This is a genomic window from Roseateles sp. NT4, from assembly GCF_051857475.1.
In the GTDB taxonomy this organism is placed as follows: domain Bacteria; phylum Pseudomonadota; class Gammaproteobacteria; order Burkholderiales; family Burkholderiaceae_C; genus Pelomonas.
On the sequence record NZ_JBPZGZ010000001.1, the window covers coordinates 1,277,072 to 1,297,405 of the forward strand.

Genomic DNA, 20,334 nt, shown 5'->3' on the forward strand with positions numbered 1-20,334 from the left:
CATGCTCAACCGCATCGACGAAGAGATCACCTTCCGCAAGCTCGAGATCCTGCTCGCCTTCATGGAGAGCGGGAACCTCGCGCGCGCCGCCGAGCGCCTGGGCATCAGCGCCGTCAGCGTGCACCGCGCCCTGCATTCGCTGGAGACCGGCACGCGCTGCAGCCTGTTCCGCCTGGAAGGCCGCAACCTTCAGCCCACTGATGCCGCGCATGCCCTGGCCGACGTGGCCCGCGAGGTGCTTCAGACCATGTCCCACGGCATCCGCGCCACGCGCGAGATCGCCGGCTACGCGGCCGACCGCATGCGCATCGGCTCGCTGTATTCGCTGACCAGCGTCACCGTGCCGGCCCTCATCATGGGGCTGCGCCTGCGCAAGCCCGACATCCAGACCGAGCTGGTGCTGGGCTCCAACAACGACCTGCTGCGCAAGCTGCGCGAGGGCAGCGTGGACGCCACCGTGATGGGCTTCCCCGACGGCGCGGGCGACGTGGAATCCCAGCTGCTGTTCGAGGACGACATCTTCTTTGCGGCACCGGCGGAATCACCGCACGCCCAGCAATCGGAGATCGACCTCAGCGCCTGCGCCGACGAGCGCTTCGTGTCGCTGAACGAAGGCTATGTGACCCACGACCGCTTCGTCGACGCCTTCCGCGTGGCGGGCTTCGAGCCCAATGTGGTCATGACCACCAACGACATCTTCTCGCTGATGAACCTGGTGGGCGGCGGCATCGGCTGCACCCTGCTGCCGGGCCGCATCCGCAGCGTGCTGCCGCGCAATGTGGCCCTCGTGCCGCTGCAGCCGCGCTTTCAGATGCGGCAGAAGATCAGCGTGTGCTTCCTGCGCACGCGGGAACGCGACCCCAATCTGCTGTCGCTGCTGGCGGCCTGCCGCGGCCATGCGGCGGAACTGCAGGCGGCTCCACCACGAGGTTGAGATCCGGGTCGCGTCGGCTGCATTGCAGCGAACGCGTTTGCATTTTGGAAACATTTCCAAGTCACATTGGCGCTCAATGCCGGCGTTAGCCACGCCGTCAACGACCGCACCTGACCTGGATATGCTGCAACCGCCCCACCACCTCGAGACCAAGACCTTCTCGCCTGCCTTGCAGATCAACCGGGCGGCGCGTCTCGAGACAGTGGTATTGGAGGGGGGTGCCAAGGTCTTCGTCATCGACGACTTCGCGCAGGACCCCGACGCGCTGGTGGAACTGGCGCGCGAGATGGCGGGCCGTTTCCAGGCCGTCCCGGGCCACCCCTACCCCGGCCCCCAGCTGGGTCTGCCTGACGACGCATCGAGCGAGCTGCGCAATTTCTTCGAGCAGCAGATGCGCGCACGCCTGGGCGTCAGAACCTTGCTGGGCATGTTCGCGCGCTTCGGCCGCGTCACCCAGGAGGCCATGACACTGGATGCCCGCCAGCGCGTCTGCCACCGCGACGACGCGGGCGTACCGGCCGGTGAGATGGTGGCGGCATGCGTCCACTACCTGTTCCGGGACGAGACGCTGGGCGGCACGGTGTTCTTTCGCTCGTCCATGTCCCGCGACAACACGGCCATGTTCTGGCGCGACGCCAACACGCTGGCCCCCGCTGTTTTCGGCGAGAAATACGAGATCCCGCAGGGCTATATGACGCAGAGCAACCGCTTGTTCGAGGTCATCGGCCGCGTGCCCGCGAAATGGAACCGCGCCGTCTTCTACGACGGCGGCATCTTCCATTCCGGCGACATTGGCCGTGCACCACCGGCTGCCTACCGCGAGGATCCGGGCCGGCTGACCGTCAATGCCTTTTTCAGGGGCCTTCGCCACGTGGCTTGATAGCCGCGTTCAAGGTCTCGGACAGGAAGCAGTCGTCGAGTCACCTGTCGACATGGCAGCAACGACCACTCTCGGGCGGCGAGGGTGCGCGACACGCACCTCACCCCGACATCTCTGCAGCGGAAGCTGCAAGCAACCGTCCGATCGCTCAAGCGTCATCTGGGTATCACTGAATGAGCCGTCCTGCCGGAGGCATCAGGGCAGTTCCCGCAAGTACTCCCAGGACCGTTTCAAGTGGTCCATGAACCACCTGCCCGCGGGCCCGGGCGGTTCGGAAGCCGGGTGATACGCGGACATGGTCAACATGAAGCCCGTCCGCGGCATGTCGTCCACATCGAGGACAACCAGGGTGCCATCAGCGATGTCCTTCTCGACCATGTGCAGTGGCATGCCGCCCCAGCCGACGCAGTCCTTCAGGAAGGCGTACTTGGTCGACAGGTCGGCTAGGCGCCAGGTCGACGGCGACACCACGCCGTAGTCGCGTCCTGCCATCAGGTCTGATCGGTCGGTGAGCACCAGCTGGACGTGCTTCGCCAGCTCGCTCCGGGGAATCCGATCTGCCCATGCCGCGAGCGGATGGTTCGCGGCGGCGACCGATACCAGGGGCAATTCGCCCAAGCGCTCGCTCACCAGCGACGGGAACGTCAATGCAGGCAAGGTCGAGAGAATGCCCAAACTGCACCGCCCATCCAGCACGGGCTGGTAAGCCGCTCCCAGGCCCTCCACGAACAGGCGCAACGGCGTAAGGGGGAATTGGCTCGCAAATGCCTTTGCGGCAGCGCTGACGAGCGCAGTGGGGAAGAACACGTCGACCACCACCGAGAGCTCGGTCTCCTGGCCTGCCGCCATCAGCTTGGCTCGGGCCTTCAGCGTATCCACGCCGGACACGATGTTGCGGGCGTCGGCCAGCAGAAGCACACCCTCCGCGGTGAGCTTCGGAAACCGGCCTGAGCGGTCGAAGAGCACCACGCCGATTTGCTCCTCCAACCCGCTGACCCACCCGCTCACCGCTGACTGCACGCGATTGAGCTTGCGTGCGGCGGCGGAAAAGCTGCCCTCGTCCACCGCGGCGATGAACGTCCTGAGCTGGTCCAGGGAAACGCCGTCGAGCAATTGAGACTCCTTCCATCTCTCCAACAGATGGATCGAATCTCAATATACCGGCTTCTCAGAATGGAAGCAGGTCTACATCATTCGTTCCCATGTAGCCATCGCTGCAAAGGATAGGAGGCAGCAGGGACCCATCTCTGTTTTCGCCCCAGTTCCTGCAAGCCACCCTCAAAGGACACGTCCCATGCGCAAGACCCTCTCCGCAGCCGCACTGGCCGCCGCCACCTCACTCGTCGGCACCGCTCACGCGGAAGTCGCCACCTACAGCATCGACCCCACGCACACCTTCGTGACCTTCGAGGTCACCCACTTCGGCACCTCGACCAACCGCGGTCGGTTCGACAAGAAGGAAGGCACGGTGCAACTCGACAAGGCAGCCAAGACCGGGAAGGTCGAACTGACGCTCGAGACCGGCTCCATCGACACCGGTACGGCCGCTTTCGACAAGCACCTGCAGAGCGACAACTTCCTCAACGCCGCTGTGTTCCCGACGGCGAAGTTCGTCGCCAGCACGTTCAGCTTCAACGGCGACAAGGTCAGCGAAGTGGCGGGGCAACTCACGCTGCTGGGCAAGACCCTGCCGGTCGTGCTGAAGGCCTCCAGCTTCAACTGCTACACGAACCCCATGCTCAAGCGCGAGGTTTGTGGCGGCGACTTCGAGACCACGATTCAACGCAGCCAGTGGGGCATGGGCTGGGGCGTCAACTTCGGCATCCCCGACACCGTGAAGCTCGCCGTGCAGGTCGAAGCCGTCAAGCAGTAAGCCCGCTGCGAACCAACTCCCCCCCACCCACTTCGAGACCCTTCATGAAACTCCTCCATCTTGACTCCAGCGCGCTCGGCGCCGCGTCCGTCAGCCGCCAGCTGACCGCTGAAATCGTCGCTCGCCAAAAGGCGCTTCACCCCGGCATCCTGGTCACCTATCGCGATCTGGCGGCCGACCCCGCCTTGCACCTCACCGGCGCCCACATGGCCGCGCGCATGGGCGCCACCAGCGACGACGTCACCATCAACGCCGACCTGGTCAAGGGCAACGCCTACATGGATGAGCTGTTCGCGGCGGACGTCCTCGTCATCGGCGCTCCCATGTACAACCTGTCGATTCCGACGCCGCTCAAGGCCTGGATCGACCGCGTCGCCGTGGCCGGCAAGACTTTCCAGTACACCGCGACCGGGCCGCAAGGGCTGCTCAAGGGCAAGAAGGCCTTCATCGCGTCAGCACGCGGCGGCGTGTACTCGGCCGGCAGCCCGGCTGCAGCCCTCGAGCACCAGGAAAGCTACCTCACAGGACTGCTGGCCTTCCTTGGCGTGACCGACGTGAAGGTCGTGCGCGCCGAAGGCATCGCGTTCGGGCCGGAAGCCAAGGACGCTGCCATCGCGAAGGCCCTCCAAGACATCGAGGCGATTGCGGCCTGAAGGGCACGCGCTTCGCACATCTCAAATCCCCATCGAAAGAATCATCATGACCTCCTACTCCATCATCGGTTCCGGCAACGTCGGCACCGCCCTGGCTCGCCACTTCGCCCGCAGCGGCATCTCCGTGCGGATCGCCAACACGCGCGGCCCAGAGTCCATTGCATCCCTTGCTGCTGAACTCGGCGACAAGGTGATTCCCGTCGCGCTGCAGGACGCTCTTACGGCCGACGTCGTCATCCTGGCTGTGCCGTTCCGAGCTCACGCGGCGGTCGGCGGTGCCCTCCAGAACTGGTCTGGCAAGGTCGTTGTCGACGCGATGAACACTTACGGCATCTCGCCGGAAGAGTTGAAGGGGCAGGCTTCCACTGACGTGGTGGCTGCCGCCTTCCGGGGTGCGAAGGTCGTCAAGACGCTGAACCAGCTGCCGGCCAAGCTGCTCGCACAGGACCCCGCAGTCAACGGCGGTCGGCGCGTCATGTTCGTGTCCAGCAACGACCGGCGCTGAGGCTGCGATGTCCAAGCTGGCCGCAGACCTGGGCTTCGCGCCGGTCCCCCTGGGCAAGGTGAACGAAGGCGGAAGGCTGATCGGCATGGGCGGACCGCTGATCCTGCAGAACCTCATCAAGCTGAGCTGACTGCCGGCCAAGGGCGTCTCGCCTCTGCTCACTTCGGATTAACCATGCCCCGCTCCATCATCAGCGTCGCCCGGCTCGGCACCCCCTGGGAAACCATCGACCCATTTCTCGTTTGCGCCTATCACCTCGACCACTATCCACCTGGGAACGCTGACTTGGGGCCTGGCAAGGCGCCATCCGCCGAGCCCTGGCGCATGTACTTCGGGCAGACGGTGCCAGGCTTCCCCGCACACCCGCATCGCGGTTTCGAGACCATCACCATCGTCCGCCAGGGCGTCGTCGACCACTCCGACTCACTGGGCGCCACAGCCCGGTATGCCGCGGGCGATGTGCAGTGGCTGACTGCGGGGCGTGGTGTCGTGCATGCGGAGATGTTCCCTTTGCTGGACCCCCTTAAGCCGAACACGCTGGAGCTGTTTCAGATATGGCTGAACCTGCCGGCGCGCGACAAGATGGCTGAGCCCAGCTTCAAGATGTTCTGGGCCGAGGACATCCCGAGGCATGTTGAAGCCGGCGTCGACGTCACATGCATCGTCGGCACCTTGCACGGAGTGGACATGCAAGAGCCGCCGTCACCGCCCTCAAGGTCATGGGCGTCAGACCCTAGTTCGGACTTGGCCGTGTGGACGTTGAAGGTGGCGCCGGGTGCGAGGTGGCAGCTGCCGGCTGCCTTGGGTAGCGGCACGCGCAGGCAGCTCCTCTTCTTCAAGGGCTCCACGCTGACCATCGACGGTGTGTGCGTCGACGCGCGTTCTGCTATCGAGGTCGACTGCTCCGCCGTGGTCGAGCTGGTAAATGGGTCCAACGAAGCCGAGGTACTGCTGCTCCAAGGCCGCCCGATTGAAGAACCCGTCATGCAGTACGGGCCGTTCGTGATGAACACGCTAGACGAAATCCGACGTGCCTACGAAGACTACCGACACACCCGGTTCGGAGATTGGTCTTGGGGCGTCTACGACCCGAACCATGGCTCGAAGCGGGGAAGGTTCGCTTCAACCGATTGACTTTCGAGGACCGTGGTCAAGCGACTGCACCCATGGGCGAAGCTGCCGGTCGGTGCCAGAAGTGCTCAATGACTGGTCCGGACGGCTGCTGTCGCTGCTGTATCGGCATGTGAATGACTCAGCTCAGCCTTTTGCGGTCCATCGAGCCTTGCCACGAACGTCGACAAAAAGAAGCCCCGGCACCAGGCCGGGGCTGAATGCCTTCGCTTTCGCGCTAGGCGCCTGCTCAGGGAGGAAAAGCAGGGATTGCCAATGTATGGCCCGCCAACGCGAATTGAAGGAATGCGTTTGTTTCATTGGTTTCGACGGCGTGGCCGTCAGCCGCGCTTGACGGCCGGCGTGCCTGCTTCTTTTGGGCTGCGGTTCTTTTCGCGTTTGGCTTCCCCACGCCTGCTGCAGTCCCTGCACAAGAAGGCGAGCCAGAATCCCGCATGAAACTCGCAGTCGCTGTCCATTTCGACGGTGTGCAGGCGCAAGCCGCCGCCGTCGCCTTCGAGGCCTGGGATGCGCCGGAAGCGGCCAAGACCTACCTCACGCAAATCACCCATGTCGAGAAGGCAAGACGCGGTGAACTGGACCTGCGCGAATTGCCCTGCGTGATGCAACTGCTGCGGGAACATCGGCTGGAGCCCGAACTCGTCCTCATCGACGGTTGCGTCCACCTGGACGCCGATGAAACACCCGGCCTGGGCCAGCACCTGTTTCACGCCCTGGGCAGCCTGACGCCCGTCATCGGCATCTCCAAGACAAGCCGACCCGGCCTGTCAACGCAATTCGAGGTGATGCGGGAAGAGGAGGCGAAGCCACTGATCGTGACCTGCGCAGGCATCGACATCGGCGCCGCCAAGGCGCGCCTGCGCGCGATGCACGGCAGGAAGGTCGTTCCCACGCTGATGAAGCTCGCAGTTCGCCTGGCCAAGCAAAAGGACTGAACCCATCGCATCGGTTCCGGCCTCGGCAGCCGGCCTGCGCCGATCAGTTCACCAACGAGAAGGTGACATAACCGGCGCCTTCCTCCGCCAGATGCTTGATGCCCGAGGTGCCGGCACTGAGCCCGATGAACCTGAGCTGCCGTTGCGTTTCCCTGGCGTGTTTCGCAAGCGCCAATGCGGCGGTCATCCGGTCGTTGGCGTGCGGCGCCAGATCGTTGTAGACCAGTTCGAGATTGGCGCCGGCCGTCATGAGCGAGCTCAGGAAGGCGGGTTGGAGCGTGTTTTGGTGCACGTCGTCTCTCCTAGGTTTGCCACCAGCATAGTCCTGCAGCGGATGCACGTCGGCCAAAGCCGCTCCGGTTCGACGACTTCACGTTCGCTCGTGGAACGCAGAAAGAGGCTTCACTTTCCAGGCTGAACCTTGTCCAAAGATCGCGCCGCATCGGCTGCACTCTTCGGAAGTGGTGGCAATGACTGCGTCACAGCCGGGACAAATTCCTTGCGTCGCCGTCTGTCGATGCCCCACTTCCTCGGCCGCGCGCTCCGCCTTGAGTTGATCCTGCTGGATTTGCAGCACTCTGCCGGCCTTCTGCATTCCGCAGCCGACACCCAGCATTCCCGCAATCAAGAAACCGGCGCCCACATGGAACGCGTCATCAATCGTCAGATAACCCTGGTGGTAAAGGAAAAGCATCAAAGGCTCCCCCACACCCGCACAGGCGCCTCCTAGAAACAGCGTCGGCTTCCACGACGTCAATCGGTCCAGATGCCCAAGAGCGAAACCCACGGCAAGGCTGAGGAAGATGTAGAAAAGAGTGGGCCAGGGAAACATCGTGGATGGAGCGCGCTGCCCATGAAGTAGGAGGTGGCGCTGTGCTCTCAACATCGTAGTCAGCCTTCTTGGGAGCAGGGTTAACCCCTGACCTTTGCATCCAGCGTAAACGTCGCCTGGCCGGGTTGATTGACCACCGGGGGGGCCGCTTCCACACTGCGGCCGCATACCGTCACTCATGGCGGACTCTGGAGACAAGCATGACCCTGACCCGACGCGACTGGCTGGCCGCAACTGCCGCCGCAACCGCCTGGCCCACCGCCTTCGCCCAGGCCGGCAGCCTGAAGATCTCCCACCAGTTCCCCAGCGGCACGCTGGAGCAGGGCGACTTCCGCGACCGCCTGTGCCGCAAGTTCGCCGCCGAGATCGACAAGCGCAGCAGCGGCGCACTGAAGGCCTCGGTCTACCCGGGCTCTTCGCTGATGAAGACCAATGCCCAGTTCTCGGCCCTGCGCAAGGGCGCGCTGGACATGAGCCTGGTGCCGCTGTCCTATGCCGGCGGCGAGGTCGCTGAGACGAACGCCGGCCTGATGCCGGCCCTGGTGCCCAGCTACGAGCAGGGCGCAGCCTGGAAGACGGCCGAGGTCGGCAAGCTGCTGTCCAAGGTGCTGGACGACAAGGGCGTCATCGTCGTCAGCTGGGTCTGGCAGGCCGGCGGCGTGGCCAGCCGCGCGCGGCCGCTGGTGACGCCGGACGATGCCAAGGGGCTGAAAGTGCGCGGCGGCAGCCGTGAGATGGACATGATGCTGAAGCAGGCCGGCGCCTCCGTCATCACCCTGCCCTCCAACGAGATCTATGCCGCCATGCAGACCGGCGCCATGGACGCGGCCATGACGTCCTCCACCAGCTTCATCTCCTTCAAGCTGGAAGAGATCGCCAAGCACCTGACCTCGGGCCGCCAGCGCACCTACTGGTTCATGTTCGAGCCGCTGATGATCTCCAAGGAGGTCTTCAACAAGCTGCCCAAGGCCCAGCAGGACATCGTCATGGCCGTCGGCGCCGAGATGGAAGTCTTTGCCCGCGACGCCGCCAAGGCCGACGACAAGGCCGCCGCCGAGATCTATGCCAAGGCCGGCGCCAAGGTCTACGACATGGACGAGCCGACGCTGAAGAAGTGGCAGGCCATCGCGCGCGACACCGCGTGGAAGGACTTCGGCGAGAAGAACGAATCCTGCGCCGCCATCCTGAAGGCTGCCCAGAAGCTGCTCTGAGGCCACCATGAGCCACGGTTTCGAACTGAAGCCGGCGACAGCCGGCATCGACCCCGACACGCCCGCGCTGCTGCAGCCCGTTGCGAAGGCCCTGCACTGGGTCAACCAGGCCATGGTGGTGCTGGGCATGCTGGCCCTGCTGGTGGCCTCCTGCGTGCTGACCTACAGCGTGTTCTCGCGCTACCTGATGAAGGCGTCGACCGACTGGCAGGACGAGGCCGCCGTGTTCTGCCTCGTCGGTGCCACCTTCATGTGCGGCGCCTTCGTGCAGCAGCTGCGCGGCCACGTCGGCATCGAGGCCATGGCCGGCCTGCTGCCGCGTTCGGTCAACCGGCTGCGCCTGGCCCTGGTCGACCTGATGTGCACGGCCTTCTGCGCCTTCTTTGCCTGGAAGTCCTGGACGCTGTTCCACGAGGCCTGGGCCGAGGGCCAGACGACGTCGTCCTCCTGGGCGCCGCCGCTGTGGATTCCCTATGCGCTGATGGCCCTGGGCATGACGCTGCTGAGCCTGCAGCTGCTGGTGCAGCTCACCGCCCGCATCAACGGCCTGTTCAAACCCCAACAAGGAGCAGTGGCATGAGCATGCTTGTACTCGGCTCGCTGTTCGGCGTCGTCACGCTGCTGTTCATGTTCTCGGGCGCGCCGATCGCGTTCGCGCTCGGCAGCGTGGCGGTGCTCTTCATGGCCATCTTCATGCCGGCCTCGGCGCTGGACACCGTCACGCAGAACGTCTACGAGGAGATGGCCAGCATCACCCTGCTCTCCATCCCGCTCTTCATCCTCAAGGGCGCGGCCATCGGCAAATCACGCGCCGGCCAGGACCTGTATGCCGCCATGCATGTGTGGATGGGCCGCATCCCCGGCGGCCTGGGCATCGCCAACGTGTTCGCCTGCGCGCTGTTCGCCGCCATGGCCGGCTCCAGCCCGGCCACCTGCTCAGCCATCGGCAGCGCCGGTATCCCGGAGATGCGCAAGCGCGGCTACTCGCCCGGTTTCGCGGCCGGCATCATCGCGGCCGGCGGCACCCTGGGCATCCTGCTGCCGCCGTCCATCACGATGATCCTGTACGCGGTGGCGGCCGAGCAGTCGCTGGGCCGCCTCTTCCTGGCCGGCATCTTCCCGGGCGTGCTGCTGGTCGTGCTGTTCGCCGTCTACGCCGCCATGCGCTACCGCAAGGAACATGCGCTGGCCGAGGCCGAGTTCAAGCGCACGGGTGCTGCCTCGGCCCTGCTGGCCCAGGAGACCTTCACCCACCGCCAGAAGTTCGAGATGCTGCCGCGCGTTGTGCCCTTCGTGCTGCTGCTGATCGGCGTCATGGTGGCCCTCTACGGCGGCTTCGCGACACCGTCGGAAACGGCGGGCCTCGGCGCCCTGCTGGCCCTGCTGCTGATCGCCACCATCTACGGTGTGTGGCGGCCCAAGGATGTGGCCCCCATCCTCACGTCGACGCTGAAGGAGTCGACCATGCTGATGTTCATCATCGGCATGTCGCTGCTGTTCAGCTATGTGATGAGCTATCTGCACATCAGCCAGGCGGCGGCGGAGTGGATCGTCGGCATGCAGCTGTCCAAATGGGTGCTGCTCGCCGCGGTGCTGCTGATGGTCATTGGCCTCGGCTTCTTCCTGCCGCCGGTCAGCATCATCCTGATGACGGCGCCCATCATCCTGCCGCCGCTGAAGGCTGCCGGGTTCGACCTGATCTGGTTCGGCATCCTGATGACCATCGTCATGGAGACCGGCCTCATCCACCCGCCTGTGGGGCTGAACATCTTCGTCATCAAGAACATCGCGCCCGACATCGAGCTGCGCGACATCATCTGGGGCGTCCTGCCCTTCGTGATCCTGATGCTGCTGGCGGTGCTGCTGATCTGCATCTTCCCGAGCATCGCCACGGCTCTGCCCGACATGGTGATGGGTGCGAAATGAAGCCCTTCGTCCAAGGAGTACCTTGGCCGGTCCCCCGCGGGGACGGCGATACATGCGGCATTGAACCGCATGCACATCGCCAGAGCGGGCCGGCTAGGGAGCGGCCCGTCGCTCGGCCCGCAAACACCATGTACCGCCAATGCGGCATAGGCAAACCAGGAGCACCACGATGAACGCTCCCGCCTGGAATCTGCGCGACCGCCAGCGCCGCGAGCGCCTGGCCCGCGCGGCCGAGATCGCCGGCGTACGCGGCCGTCACGTTGCGACCGAAGCCGCTGTGCGCCTGCTGGAGGCCGTCATCGAACCCGGCGACCGCGTCTGCCTGGAAGGCAACAACCAGAAGCAGGCCGACTTCCTGGCGCAGTCGCTGACCCAGGTGGACCCACAACGTGTGCGCGACCTGCACATGGTGCAGTCGGTGCTCGCCCTGCCCGAGCACCTCGATGTATTCGAGAGCGGCATCGCCAAGCGCCTCGACTTCAGCTTTTCCGGCCCCCAGGGCGCCCGCCTGGCCAAGCTGGTGAGCAGCGGCGGCATCGAGATCGGCGCCATCCACACCTACCTGGAACTCTTCGCCCGCTACTTCGTCGACCTGACGCCCAAGGTCGCCCTCGTCGCCGCCCACGCGGCGGACCGCCAAGGCAATCTCTACACCGGCCCCAACACCGAGGACACGCCGGCCATCGTCGAAGCCACGGCCTTCTCGGGCGGCCTCGTCATCGCCCAGGTCAACGAGATCGTGGACGTGCTGCCCCGCATCGACATCCCTGCCGACTGGGTGGATTTCGTCGTGCAGGCGCCGCGCCCCAACCTCGTCGAGCCGCTGTTCACCCGCGACCCGGCCCAGATCAGCGAGATCCAGGTGTTGATGGCCATGATGGCCATCAAGGGCATCTATGCCGAGTACGGCGTGCAGCGCCTCAACCACGGCATCGGCTTCGACACCGCGGCCATCGAGCTGCTGCTGCCCACCTATGCCGAGTCCCTCGGTCTGAAGGGCAAGATCTGCAAGCACTGGGCGCTGAACCCGCACCCTGCCCTCATTCCCGCCATCGAGGCCGGCTGGGTGGAGTCCATCCACTCCTTCGGCTCCGAGCTGGGCATGGAGGACTACATCCGCGCGCGGTCGGACGTCTTCTTCACCGGCGCCGACGGCAGCCTGCGCAGCAACCGCGCCTTCTGCCAGGCCGCGGGCCACTACGCCTGCGACCTCTTCATCGGCTCCACGCTGCAGATCGACCTGCAGGGCAACTCCTCCACCGCCACGCTGGGCCGCATCACCGGCTTTGGCGGCGCGCCCAATATGGGTGCCGATGCGCGCGGTCGACGCCACGCCAGCCCGGCCTGGTTGAAGGCCGGCGAAGAAGCCCGCAACGGCCGCCAGGGTGCCGCCGGCACGCCCCGCGGCCAGAAGCTGGTCGTGCAGATGGTGGAAACCTTCCGCGAGCACATGCAGCCGGCCTTCGTCGAAAAGCTGGACGCCTGGACGCTGCAGGAGCAGGCCGGCATGGCCTTGCCGCCCATCATGATCTACGGCGAGGACGTCAGCCACATCCTGACCGAGGAAGGCATCGCCAACCTGCTGCTGTGCCGCAGCGACGAGGAACGCGAACAGGCCATCCGCGGCGTGGCCGGCTACACGGCGGTCGGCCTGGCACGCGACACGCGCATGGTCGAGAACCTGCGCGACCGCGGCGTCATCAAGCGCCCTGTCGACCTCGGCATCGACGCCCGCGACGCCACGCGCAACCTGCTCGCCGCACGCAGCATGCGCGACCTCGTGCGCGCCTCGGGCGGCCTGTATGCGCCGCCCAAGCGCTTTCGCAACTGGTGAGGCCGACGATGACCCAACCCGGACTCGAAACCCTGGACTACGCCTTGCCCGGCACGCGACCGGCCGGCGCCTTCACGCCCGTGCTGGTCGGCGTGGTCGGCTCGGGCAACCTCGAAGTGCTGCTGGAACCCGCCGCCGGCAGCGACTGCCGCATCCACATTGAAACTTCAGCGCGCGGCTTCGGTTCGATCTGGAGCGCCGTCGTGAATGACTTCCACCAGCGCCACCAGCTCGCCGGCGTGCAGCTGTCCATCCACGACATGGGCGCCACGCCCGCCGTGGTGAGCCTGCGCCTGGACCAGGCCGCCCAGGAGCTGAAGCCATGACGACGTCCTATGCCGAATGCTCGGCCCGCGAGCGCCTGGCCGAGGTCGTCGACGCCGGCAGCTTCCACGAGTGGCTTCCCCCCGCTGAGCGGCTGACCAGCCCCCACCTGGCCCAGCTCGGCGTGCCCTCCTCCTTCGACGACGGCGTGGCCATCGGCCGCGCCATGCTGGCCGGCAGCGAGATCTTCGTGGCCGCCCAGGAGGGCCAGTTCATGGGCGGCGGCGTCGGTGAGGTGCATGGCGCCAAGCTCGTCGGCCTGTTCAGGCGCGCCCTGCGCGACAAGCCCAAGGCCGTGCTGCTGCTGGCCGAATCGGGCGGCGTGCGCCTGCACGAGGCCAATGCCGGCCTCATTGCTGTCTCGGAGGTCATGCGCGCCCTGCTGGACGTGCGCGCCGCCGGCATCCCGGTCGTCGTGCTCATCGGCGGGGCCAATGGCTGCTTCGGCGGCATGGGCATCGTGGCCCGCTGCGCCGACCACATCGTCATGAGCGACATCGGCCGGCTGGCCATGTCCGGCCCCGAGGTCATCGAGGCCTCGCATGGCGTCGAGGAGTTCGACTCGCGCGACCGCGCGCTGGTGTGGCGCACCACCGGTGGCAAGCACCGCTGGCTCAGTGGCGACTGCGATGTGCTGGTGGAGGACGACGTGGCCGCCTTCCGCGCCGCCGCGATTGCCGCGCTGACAGCGGCTCGTCCCGTCACGCTGGACGCGCTGGAAGCCGAGCACGCCCGCCTGGCCGCGCGGCTCGCCTTCGACGGCGCCGAAGCCGTGGCGCTGTGGTCCTCGATGGGCGTGCCCGACGCCGCCCACGTCCCCGACCTTGATGTGGCCGACGTGCTGGCCCTGGGAGCGCACTGATGGACTGGCAGACGCTGGCAACCCGACTTTTCGGTGCCGATCACGGCATCACGCGCAACGGCGACTTCCTGCGTGGCGATGTCGAGTTCGACGGCGAACCCCTCACCGTGATCGGCACCACCGACCATGCGCCCATCGGCGTGCAGTTGGCCCTTGTGCAGGCCCGCGCCGTGCTCGACACCCTGGCCCGCCACCCCGGCCGCGCCATCCTGCTGCTCATCGACACGCAAGGCCAGCAACTGCGTCGCCGCGATGAGCTGCTGGGCATCAACCGCGCCATGGCCCATCTCGGCATGTGCATCGACCTCGCACGCCGGCGCGGCCACCGCGTCATCGGCCTTGTCTACGACCAGGCCTTGTCCGGCGGCTTCATCACCTCCGGCCTGATCGCCGATGCCTGCGACGCCCTGCCCGAGGCCGAGATCCGCGTCATGCGCCTGCCGGCCATGGCCCGCGTCACCAAGCTGCCCGAGGCCTTGCTGGCGGAGCTGTCCGAATCCAACCCCGTGTTCGCGCCCGGCGTGGGCAACTATGTCGCCATGGGCGGCGTGCGTCGGCTCTGGCAGGGCGACCTCGCCCAGGCCCTGCGCGAAGCCCTGGCCGATGCTCCCACCAATGACCGACGCGCCGAGGATGGCGCCGCGCGCGGTGGCCGGCGCCTGGCCGCCAGCGTCGTGCAGCGCGTGCTGGACGCGGCTTGAGCCATGAGCGCCGCGCCGGGCCGCCCCAAGCAAGCTCGCTCCCGCTTGGCGGGACAGCGCGCAGCGCGAAAGGTGCACCAATGACCGCCCTGCACCGCCACCAGCTCGCCCGGCTCACGCCCGCGGGCTGGCAGCGCCTGCTGGGCGGCGCCTGGGATGCCCAGGCGCGCACGTCGCTGGCGCATTGGGCCGAGCAAGGTTTGCCGCTGGTGGTGACCCGCCAGCGCGACGACGACGCCATCGCCCTCGGCCTTTGCGCGCCGCGGCGCTGGGGCAGCCGCCGCATTGCGCTGAGCGTGGCACGGCACGAGGTGCTGTTCTTCGACGAATTCCCGCGCCTGGACCAGTTGCTGACGCAACTGCCACCCGACGCTCGCACGCCGGCCCGCCAGCTCGCCCTGGCGTTGCGGGCCTGCGGCGTGACGGCCCGCGTCTACGGCAGCCATGGCTGGCAGCAGCTGACCGGCCTGCCCCATGTGCGCGACGGCTCCGATATCGACCTCTGGATAGGCGTGAACGGCCCCGAGCAGGCCGACGCCGTGGCCGCCGCGCTGGACGCCTTTGCCTGCCCATCGCGCCGCCTGGATGGCGAGCTGGTCTTCGACGGCGACGCCGCCGTCGCCTGGCGGGAATGGCGGGCCTGGCGCGATGGCCGGGCCTTTGCGCTGCTGGTGAAACGACTTCACGGTGCCACCCTGGAAGAGGCCCTGGCATGAAGGCCCGCCTCGCATCGGCGCCGGTCGCGCTGACGGCCCAGGACATCGGCCGCGCCGCCACGCTGGCCCTGTACGACGAACTCGCGTTGTCGCCCAAGCCCGGTCTCGTCACGCTGACGGACCGCGGCAGCCACAGCGACATGGACGCCCGGACCTTCATGCGCAGCCTGCTGGCGCTGCGCGGCTATTTCGTCAGCATCGCCGAGCTGGGGGCCGCAGGTGCGCCCTTCCAGGCACTGGAGCGCTGCGGCATCGAGGCCGAGGCGCGCATGCTGGCGGCCACGGGCGGCATCAACACCCACCGCGGTGCCATCTTCATGCTGGGGCTGCTGTGCGCTTGTGCCGGCGCCTTGGGCCGGCGCGGCACACCGGCCGAGTTGCGAGAGACGCTGCTGGCGCGCTGGGGTCAAGCCTTGAGCGCCCGCGCACAACGCCCGTCCACCCTGCCCGGCGGCATCGCGGCGCGGCGCCTGGGCCTGCGCAGTGCTTCCGAAGAAGCGGCTCTCGGTTTTCCCACGCTGTTCGAAACGGCCGAGCCCGCCTTGCGCGATGCCCGTGCACGCGGCCTGGCCAGCACGCCGGCCCGGCTGGACACGTTGTTTGCCGTCATGACCGTGCTGGACGACAGCAACCTCGCCCATCGCGGCGGTCTTGAAGGCCTGCGGTTTGCGCAGATCGCTGCGCGGGACTTTCTGGCCGCCGGAGGAGCCGCTCAGGGATTCGACGCTGCCGATGCGATCGGCGCCGAGTTCGTGCGCCGCCGCTTGTCGCCCGGCGGTGCGGCCGACACCCTGGCCGCGGCCTGCTGGCTGGAACGTGTCTGCTGAATGGGAGGCCTGGCCCTGCTTTTCCCCGGCCAGGGCGCCCAGCACCCGCAGATGCTGCCCTGGCTGGATGGGCGGTGGGAGTTGCAACCCCTGGTGCGACATCTGGGCGCGGACTGGCGTGATCAACTCCGCGACCCCGGCTGGCTGCACACCAACCGCGTCGCGCAGCTGCTTTTGACGGGTGTCGGCATCGCAGCCTGGCAGTCGCTGGCGGCGGATCTGCCGCAGCCGGCCATGGTCGCCGGCTACAGCGTGGGCGAGCTCGCCGCCTTCGCCGCGGCCGGCGTGTTCGACGCCACCGCCGCCCTCGATCTGGCAGCCACGCGTGCCCAGGCCATGAGCGACAGCGTCGCCGGCCAGGCCACCGGCCTGCTCGCCGTGCAGGGCCCGCACGCCCTGCGCCTGGCCGAAGCCGCGCTGCCGATTGCGATCCGCATCAACGCCGAACGCGTCATCGTGGGCGGCGCGGTCGCCGATCTCGACGCCCATGCGGCCCGCTGGACGGCCGCCGGCTTGCGGTGTTCGCGCCTGCCCATCGCCCTCGCCTCTCACACGCCCGCCATGGCCGCTGCGGCCACGGCATTTGCCGGCCGCCTCGCTGCCATCGATCTGCAGACACCGCGCTCGACGGTGGTCTGCAACTTCACCGGCACCGCCAGCCGCAGCCCGGCAGCCCTCGCATTAGCCCTGTCAGGCCAGATCGCCAGCACCGTGCGCTGGGACGACTGCATGGACAGCGTCGCCGAGCGGGGCGTGGCTTGCGTGCTGGAAGTCGGCCCCGGCAGCGCACTGGCGGCCATGTGGCGGGAACGTCATCCCGACGTTCCGGTGCGATCCATCGACGAGTTCCAGGGACCTGAGGGCGTGCTGGATTGGGTGCACCGCCAACTCGACTAATCCCAGAGCCACGAAGACGGGCCTCGCAGCAAGGGACGTGCGCTCCTGATGTCAGGAACTTGCTGATACTGAGCTTGCACACGAGTCCTTCGGTAGACGCTGTGGCACGGCTTGCACCGCAGTAGAAGGAGATTCGGCGCGTGTTTCGCAACCGCGTGCTCGCATGCAAATTCGCTGGCTCGTCCAGCTACGCGGCAACGAAAGCAGGGGCGGCTATTTCAGGCCGACGTCAACGCTCGAACGCGCGAAGTGGTGCGTCGTAGGCAACCCGCACCGACGATGATTGGCGATCATGACTGCCGACAAGCTTTCCGGCTCATGCGGCTCCATCCATATTCAGGGACTGCACATGTTGAACGACGGCCCAGAGCTTGTTGGTTGGTCGGCGACGCGCGCCGTTCGCATCCTGTTTCTAGTGGAGGCGGGCAGACACTCGGACTTGGTGCTCGACGGCATATTCGCCGACTGCTACGCCCGATGGGGTGGGCGATTCAGTTTGATCGTCCCGTGCGCTGGCGGGAAAATTGTTGCGAGCTATTGGCCGTGGATGGAGTTCTTTGACCCTGATCTCGTCTACTCATACGCTGATCTGGACGCCGCCGTCGTTTTGGAGGTGCATGAGCGGCTGGTCCCGGCAGACTACGTCAAGCACCACCATGTCGATAGCGAGTCACCACGCTCGTCCGATTTCCGCCCGCGACACAACTTTGCACCGCTGTCATCGTTATCGACAGTTTTTCGGTTAGGGCGGCACAGCTCAGCGGTCGATACACCGAAGGTGAAGATCGTCGATAGCTGGTACACAGAAAGAACCAGCAGATTTCTGTGCGACAACCTCGGCACCTATCACGGCAGCGCGACTACCGGCATTTTTCCCAACGACGCTACGACTGCTGCTGGCCTGCTCACTGTCGTTTCTGACGAGTACTTCAATGACCGGAAGTACGGAGTACCGCGCGACCTTGACCGAGTAGCAACTGAAGACGTCGCTCTAGCTGAGTTCGCCGCAAAACGCGCAACTGCCCTTTGCCTGCTGTCGTCGTTGTACTCGCCACGCATTGAATTGCCTGACGCCCGCTGGGCGCACGCCTTCAATCTAGTGATCGGCGAGTCATTTGAGGACAGGTTGATGTTTTGGAATGGCAGGCTGCTGGTGCCAGCATGGCTCGACGGCGACCTAACCTGCTTTCGAGTCACGCTTGAACAGCTAAGGCAGGGCGATTTTGCCGCCCAGCTTGCTAGGCTGCTCAACGCACGCAACCACGTAGGCAATGGCGCCGGACAGCCACGACTCCAAGTTCGTTCGGCGTCACACGACGCCGAGGAGCTGAATGAGGCGATCAGCATTCTCCGCAGCGCGAAGGTCTGGAACTTTGATGGGTCAGTCGAGCCTGTGCCTGGCGGTCACGTCATTCCAAGCGAGGTGGCGCTACATCGAGCCAGCGAACGCGTTCAAGCGTATGCGGTAAGCGGGCCTATGCGGGGGGCTGATTGGCATGCTTTCCACTGGCGGCCGCCTACCGCGCGCCCGCCGCACAGGGAGCCGGAGCATTTGCGAGACGCTCCATTCAATCAGGCCTTTACCCTTGGGTCTTGGGCAGTCGATCTAGCGTTTGAACAAGAAGGCCGCGCACCACGGTTCTCCCAAGTCAACGTTCGAACCATTCCCAAGCGATGGCGCCTAGCTTCAGCGCACAAGGCGGGATTCTCCGAGCGCGGTTTCGGCCCTAGCTTGCCGGCCATTACGCGCAGAAACGCAGAAGGCAACTTAACAGTTTTCGCTAGCGTACTGCGGGTGCTTGAGTCGATCGAGGTACCAACCATCGACGAGGCGCTGCGGCATGCCCTTTGCACCGATGCCGCAATTTGGCACCCCGCCCCCGGCGATCCGCCGTGGCCGGCGGAGAAGGCGAGATGGATGCGCCCGTCCAGCGAAAGTTCTTATCTAGCAGGAATTCTGGGGATGACAGAGGGGCTGGCCAACGCCAGGAGACTACTGCTGCATCCATTCTTGCAAGACATGTTCGCTGCACTGGGCGCCACTCCGAATCTTGCTGATGCTGACGTTCGATCCACTGCCGAATCTCTGGCTAAACGCGCGCGTGGTCGCCCAGTGTTCGATCTCCAATCGGAGCGTGAGCGTGACGCCCTTGCAGCCCTGATAGTGAAAGCTGCGCAATCGATCAAGGCGCCCAAAATGCACGTGGCCCTGGAAGATTTGCGGACGCGTTGGCAGGAGCATAGGGCGCGCTACTGGGCCGAGCGACCGCATCCAAACAGAGAACAAAGCTCTGTGGACTGGGATGCTATGCAGCAGCGGGCCATCGACGATGGGTTGGCGGAAATGCGCGATCGCCGCATGCTGTTTCAAGGCTACCCGTGGACTTGCGAAACTTGCATGCACCGCAACTGGACTGATTTCCAGGCGCTCAGGTCATCGATCACGTGCGATGCCTGCCAAACGGCCTCTGCACTGCCGGTTGGAGTTCCTTGGCATTTCAGGCCTAACGAATTTCTTCTGGAAAGTCTTCGCTCCCACAGCGTCCTCTCCCTCATCTGGGCGCTGTCTGCACTTTATGGACGTGCAAGAAAATCTTTTATGTACGTCGGGCCCACTTGTTTCGGGTGGGCATCAGACGACGCCAAGCCCGACGCCGAGGCAGACCTTCTCTTGATCGTGGATGGCGAGGCGATCCTCTGCGAGGTCAAATCGGCATGGCGCAGCCTAAGGGCCGTACACGTTCAGGACCTGGTCAGACTTGCCATGCGTCTGCGGCCAGATCGTGTCATCCTGGCCATCATGGAAAGTGGCGACAAGCTAGCGGAAGAGATCAAGAAGGCTGAGGATGACTTGAGGGGCGAAAGCATTCGCTTCGAGTTGCTCACGCCGGCCACATATAGGGTTGCCGATGATCCGTATCTGTCCACGTACTAGTCTCGTTGGACAGGCGCGAATAGCCCAAAACCGATGTTTCGCCGGTAGGTAGAACCATTCGAAGGGTCAGGTTCGACAAGAATCGCGCGCTGGCGTTAAAGGTGACCCCCCGGGGCGCAGCCACGCTCACCCGCCGGTCGTCGCCATTCCACGCGCCTCCAAGCAGACCCGTTGCTACACCGCGCACTTGCGGTCATGTCCACGCTCGCATTTCGCCAGCATGAGGCCGTTAGCCACAAGCAGAAACAGCAAACCCGGCTCGAGGCCGGGTCTGTGTTTTGGTGGGCGGTGCAGGGTTCGAACCTGCGACCCCTGCCGTGTGAAGGCAGTGCTCTACCGCTGAGCTAACCGCCCGGAA

At 65.8% G+C, this 20,334-nt stretch carries 22 protein-coding genes and 1 tRNA gene; 19 read left to right on the plus strand and 4 right to left on the minus strand.

Annotated features, from left to right (window positions below):
- The first annotated feature begins 1 nt into the window (after window position 1).
- Together ACS5PN_RS05880 and ACS5PN_RS05885 are read left to right on the plus strand one after the other, a co-directional pair.
- Window positions 2–934: a LysR family transcriptional regulator gene (locus ACS5PN_RS05880; RefSeq protein WP_439462996.1), complete on the plus strand. Its 933-nt coding sequence runs from the start codon at window positions 2–4 to the stop codon at window positions 932–934.
- Between the two features lie 121 nt (window positions 935–1,055).
- A complete protein-coding gene (locus ACS5PN_RS05885; protein WP_439462997.1) occupies window positions 1,056–1,814 on the plus strand; it encodes a DUF6445 family protein in 759 nt (252 codons plus the stop codon).
- Window positions 1,815–2,009: 195 nt separating this feature from the next.
- Here ACS5PN_RS05885 and ACS5PN_RS05890 read toward each other — a convergent pair whose 3' ends face one another.
- Window positions 2,010–2,927 carry a LysR family transcriptional regulator gene (locus ACS5PN_RS05890; protein ID WP_439462998.1) on the minus strand — a complete coding sequence of 306 codons (918 nt, stop codon included), beginning with the start codon at window positions 2,925–2,927 and terminating at the stop codon, window positions 2,010–2,012.
- Between the two features lie 181 nt (window positions 2,928–3,108).
- Between ACS5PN_RS05890 and ACS5PN_RS05895 the strand changes: the two genes are divergently transcribed.
- The 6 genes from ACS5PN_RS05895 (at window position 3,109) to ACS5PN_RS05920 (ending at window position 6,911) form a co-directional block, all read left to right on the plus strand.
- The gene (locus ACS5PN_RS05895) at window positions 3,109–3,687 is read left to right on the plus strand and encodes a YceI family protein (protein ID WP_439462999.1); all 579 of its coding nucleotides are present in this window, start codon (window positions 3,109–3,111) and stop codon (window positions 3,685–3,687) included.
- A 44-nt stretch (window positions 3,688–3,731) separates the two neighbouring features.
- Window positions 3,732–4,340 (plus strand): FMN-dependent NADH-azoreductase, encoded by a 609-nt coding sequence (locus ACS5PN_RS05900; protein ID WP_310260530.1) that lies wholly within the window; start codon window positions 3,732–3,734, stop codon window positions 4,338–4,340.
- 46 nt (window positions 4,341–4,386) lie between these two features.
- Window positions 4,387–4,845: an NADPH-dependent F420 reductase gene (locus ACS5PN_RS05905; RefSeq protein WP_439463000.1), complete on the plus strand. Its 459-nt coding sequence runs from the start codon at window positions 4,387–4,389 to the stop codon at window positions 4,843–4,845.
- 7 nt (window positions 4,846–4,852) lie between these two features.
- The gene (locus tag ACS5PN_RS05910) at window positions 4,853–4,975 is read left to right on the plus strand and encodes a hypothetical protein (protein ID WP_439463001.1); all 123 of its coding nucleotides are present in this window, start codon (window positions 4,853–4,855) and stop codon (window positions 4,973–4,975) included.
- A 44-nt stretch (window positions 4,976–5,019) separates the two neighbouring features.
- Window positions 5,020–5,979 carry a pirin family protein gene (locus ACS5PN_RS05915; RefSeq protein WP_439463002.1) on the plus strand — a complete coding sequence of 320 codons (960 nt, stop codon included), beginning with the start codon at window positions 5,020–5,022 and terminating at the stop codon, window positions 5,977–5,979.
- A gap of 431 nt (window positions 5,980–6,410) precedes the next feature.
- On the plus strand, window positions 6,411–6,911 hold the full coding sequence (locus ACS5PN_RS05920) for an endonuclease V (RefSeq protein WP_439463003.1): 501 nt from the start codon (window positions 6,411–6,413) through the stop codon (window positions 6,909–6,911).
- Window positions 6,912–6,954: 43 nt separating this feature from the next.
- On the opposite strand, the gene ACS5PN_RS05925 is transcribed toward ACS5PN_RS05920, so the two are convergent.
- Both ACS5PN_RS05925 and ACS5PN_RS05930 read right to left on the minus strand, forming a co-directional pair.
- Window positions 6,955–7,203, minus strand: coding sequence for a hypothetical protein (locus ACS5PN_RS05925; protein ID WP_439463004.1), 249 nt, complete (start codon window positions 7,201–7,203; stop codon window positions 6,955–6,957).
- A gap of 78 nt (window positions 7,204–7,281) precedes the next feature.
- Complete coding sequence (locus tag ACS5PN_RS05930; protein ID WP_439463005.1) at window positions 7,282–7,743, minus strand: hypothetical protein; 462 nt, start codon at window positions 7,741–7,743, stop codon at window positions 7,282–7,284.
- Window positions 7,744–7,943: 200 nt separating this feature from the next.
- Between ACS5PN_RS05930 and dctP the strand changes: the two genes are divergently transcribed.
- From dctP to ACS5PN_RS05985, 11 genes are all read left to right on the plus strand, one after another.
- A complete protein-coding gene (dctP, locus tag ACS5PN_RS05935) occupies window positions 7,944–8,954 on the plus strand; it encodes a TRAP transporter substrate-binding protein DctP (protein WP_439463006.1) in 1,011 nt (336 codons plus the stop codon).
- 7 nt (window positions 8,955–8,961) lie between these two features.
- Window positions 8,962–9,534, plus strand: coding sequence for a TRAP transporter small permease (locus ACS5PN_RS05940; protein ID WP_439463007.1), 573 nt, complete (start codon window positions 8,962–8,964; stop codon window positions 9,532–9,534).
- Window positions 9,531–10,880, plus strand: coding sequence for a TRAP transporter large permease (locus tag ACS5PN_RS05945; protein ID WP_439463008.1), 1,350 nt, complete (start codon window positions 9,531–9,533; stop codon window positions 10,878–10,880). The genes ACS5PN_RS05940 and ACS5PN_RS05945 overlap by 4 nt, the downstream gene beginning before the upstream one ends.
- Window positions 10,881–11,049: 169 nt before the next feature.
- Window positions 11,050–12,714, plus strand: a complete 1,665-nt coding sequence (gene mdcA, locus ACS5PN_RS05950) for a malonate decarboxylase subunit alpha (RefSeq protein ID WP_439463009.1) — start codon at window positions 11,050–11,052, stop codon at window positions 12,712–12,714.
- A gap of 8 nt (window positions 12,715–12,722) precedes the next feature.
- Window positions 12,723–13,040 (plus strand): malonate decarboxylase acyl carrier protein, encoded by a 318-nt coding sequence (gene mdcC, locus ACS5PN_RS05955; RefSeq protein WP_439463010.1) that lies wholly within the window; start codon window positions 12,723–12,725, stop codon window positions 13,038–13,040.
- Window positions 13,037–13,900 carry a biotin-independent malonate decarboxylase subunit beta gene (locus ACS5PN_RS05960; RefSeq protein WP_439463011.1) on the plus strand — a complete coding sequence of 288 codons (864 nt, stop codon included), beginning with the start codon at window positions 13,037–13,039 and terminating at the stop codon, window positions 13,898–13,900. Before mdcC ends, ACS5PN_RS05960 begins: the two co-directional genes overlap by 4 nt.
- The gene (locus ACS5PN_RS05965; protein ID WP_439463012.1) at window positions 13,900–14,601 is read left to right on the plus strand and encodes a biotin-independent malonate decarboxylase subunit gamma; all 702 of its coding nucleotides are present in this window, start codon (window positions 13,900–13,902) and stop codon (window positions 14,599–14,601) included. Before ACS5PN_RS05960 ends, ACS5PN_RS05965 begins: the two co-directional genes overlap by 1 nt.
- Before the next feature lie 80 nt (window positions 14,602–14,681).
- A complete protein-coding gene (gene mdcG, locus ACS5PN_RS05970) occupies window positions 14,682–15,317 on the plus strand; it encodes a malonate decarboxylase holo-[acyl-carrier-protein] synthase (protein ID WP_439463013.1) in 636 nt (211 codons plus the stop codon).
- Window positions 15,314–16,144, plus strand: a complete 831-nt coding sequence (locus ACS5PN_RS05975; RefSeq protein WP_439463014.1) for a triphosphoribosyl-dephospho-CoA synthase — start codon at window positions 15,314–15,316, stop codon at window positions 16,142–16,144. Before mdcG ends, ACS5PN_RS05975 begins: the two co-directional genes overlap by 4 nt.
- On the plus strand, window positions 16,145–17,041 hold the full coding sequence (locus ACS5PN_RS05980) for an acyltransferase domain-containing protein (protein WP_439463015.1): 897 nt from the start codon (window positions 16,145–16,147) through the stop codon (window positions 17,039–17,041). It abuts the gene before it with no gap.
- A 292-nt stretch (window positions 17,042–17,333) separates the two neighbouring features.
- Window positions 17,334–19,976 (plus strand): zinc finger Ran-binding domain-containing protein, encoded by a 2,643-nt coding sequence (locus ACS5PN_RS05985; RefSeq protein WP_439463016.1) that lies wholly within the window; start codon window positions 17,334–17,336, stop codon window positions 19,974–19,976.
- A 279-nt stretch (window positions 19,977–20,255) separates the two neighbouring features.
- Here the strand turns inward: ACS5PN_RS05985 and ACS5PN_RS05990 are convergent.
- A tRNA-Val gene (locus ACS5PN_RS05990) sits at window positions 20,256–20,330 on the minus strand.
- Between the last annotated feature and the right edge of the window lie 4 nt (window positions 20,331–20,334).

What these genes read in the sequence shown, in the direction of transcription:
- ACS5PN_RS05880 (WP_439462996.1), top strand. Translation starts at nt 2, where the DNA reads ATGCTCAACCGCATCGACGAAGAGATCACCTTCCGCAAGCTCGAGATC.
- ACS5PN_RS05885 (WP_439462997.1), top strand. Translation starts at nt 1,056, where the DNA reads ATGCTGCAACCGCCCCACCACCTCGAGACCAAGACCTTCTCGCCTGCC.
- ACS5PN_RS05895 (WP_439462999.1), top strand. Translation starts at nt 3,109, where the DNA reads ATGCGCAAGACCCTCTCCGCAGCCGCACTGGCCGCCGCCACCTCACTC.
- ACS5PN_RS05900 (WP_310260530.1), top strand. Translation starts at nt 3,732, where the DNA reads ATGAAACTCCTCCATCTTGACTCCAGCGCGCTCGGCGCCGCGTCCGTC.
- ACS5PN_RS05905 (WP_439463000.1), top strand. Translation starts at nt 4,387, where the DNA reads ATGACCTCCTACTCCATCATCGGTTCCGGCAACGTCGGCACCGCCCTG.
- ACS5PN_RS05910 (WP_439463001.1), top strand. Translation starts at nt 4,853, where the DNA reads ATGTCCAAGCTGGCCGCAGACCTGGGCTTCGCGCCGGTCCCCCTGGGC.
- ACS5PN_RS05915 (WP_439463002.1), top strand. Translation starts at nt 5,020, where the DNA reads ATGCCCCGCTCCATCATCAGCGTCGCCCGGCTCGGCACCCCCTGGGAA.
- ACS5PN_RS05920 (WP_439463003.1), top strand. Translation starts at nt 6,411, where the DNA reads ATGAAACTCGCAGTCGCTGTCCATTTCGACGGTGTGCAGGCGCAAGCC.
- ACS5PN_RS05930 (WP_439463005.1), bottom strand. Translation starts at nt 7,743, where the DNA reads ATGTTTCCCTGGCCCACTCTTTTCTACATCTTCCTCAGCCTTGCCGTG.
- dctP (WP_439463006.1), top strand. Translation starts at nt 7,944, where the DNA reads ATGACCCTGACCCGACGCGACTGGCTGGCCGCAACTGCCGCCGCAACC.
- ACS5PN_RS05940 (WP_439463007.1), top strand. Translation starts at nt 8,962, where the DNA reads ATGAGCCACGGTTTCGAACTGAAGCCGGCGACAGCCGGCATCGACCCC.
- ACS5PN_RS05945 (WP_439463008.1), top strand. Translation starts at nt 9,531, where the DNA reads ATGAGCATGCTTGTACTCGGCTCGCTGTTCGGCGTCGTCACGCTGCTG.
- mdcA (WP_439463009.1), top strand. Translation starts at nt 11,050, where the DNA reads ATGAACGCTCCCGCCTGGAATCTGCGCGACCGCCAGCGCCGCGAGCGC.
- mdcC (WP_439463010.1), top strand. Translation starts at nt 12,723, where the DNA reads ATGACCCAACCCGGACTCGAAACCCTGGACTACGCCTTGCCCGGCACG.
- ACS5PN_RS05960 (WP_439463011.1), top strand. Translation starts at nt 13,037, where the DNA reads ATGACGACGTCCTATGCCGAATGCTCGGCCCGCGAGCGCCTGGCCGAG.
- ACS5PN_RS05965 (WP_439463012.1), top strand. Translation starts at nt 13,900, where the DNA reads ATGGACTGGCAGACGCTGGCAACCCGACTTTTCGGTGCCGATCACGGC.
- mdcG (WP_439463013.1), top strand. Translation starts at nt 14,682, where the DNA reads ATGACCGCCCTGCACCGCCACCAGCTCGCCCGGCTCACGCCCGCGGGC.
- ACS5PN_RS05975 (WP_439463014.1), top strand. Translation starts at nt 15,314, where the DNA reads ATGAAGGCCCGCCTCGCATCGGCGCCGGTCGCGCTGACGGCCCAGGAC.
- ACS5PN_RS05980 (WP_439463015.1), top strand. Translation starts at nt 16,145, where the DNA reads ATGGGAGGCCTGGCCCTGCTTTTCCCCGGCCAGGGCGCCCAGCACCCG.
- ACS5PN_RS05985 (WP_439463016.1), top strand. Translation starts at nt 17,334, where the DNA reads ATGACTGCCGACAAGCTTTCCGGCTCATGCGGCTCCATCCATATTCAG.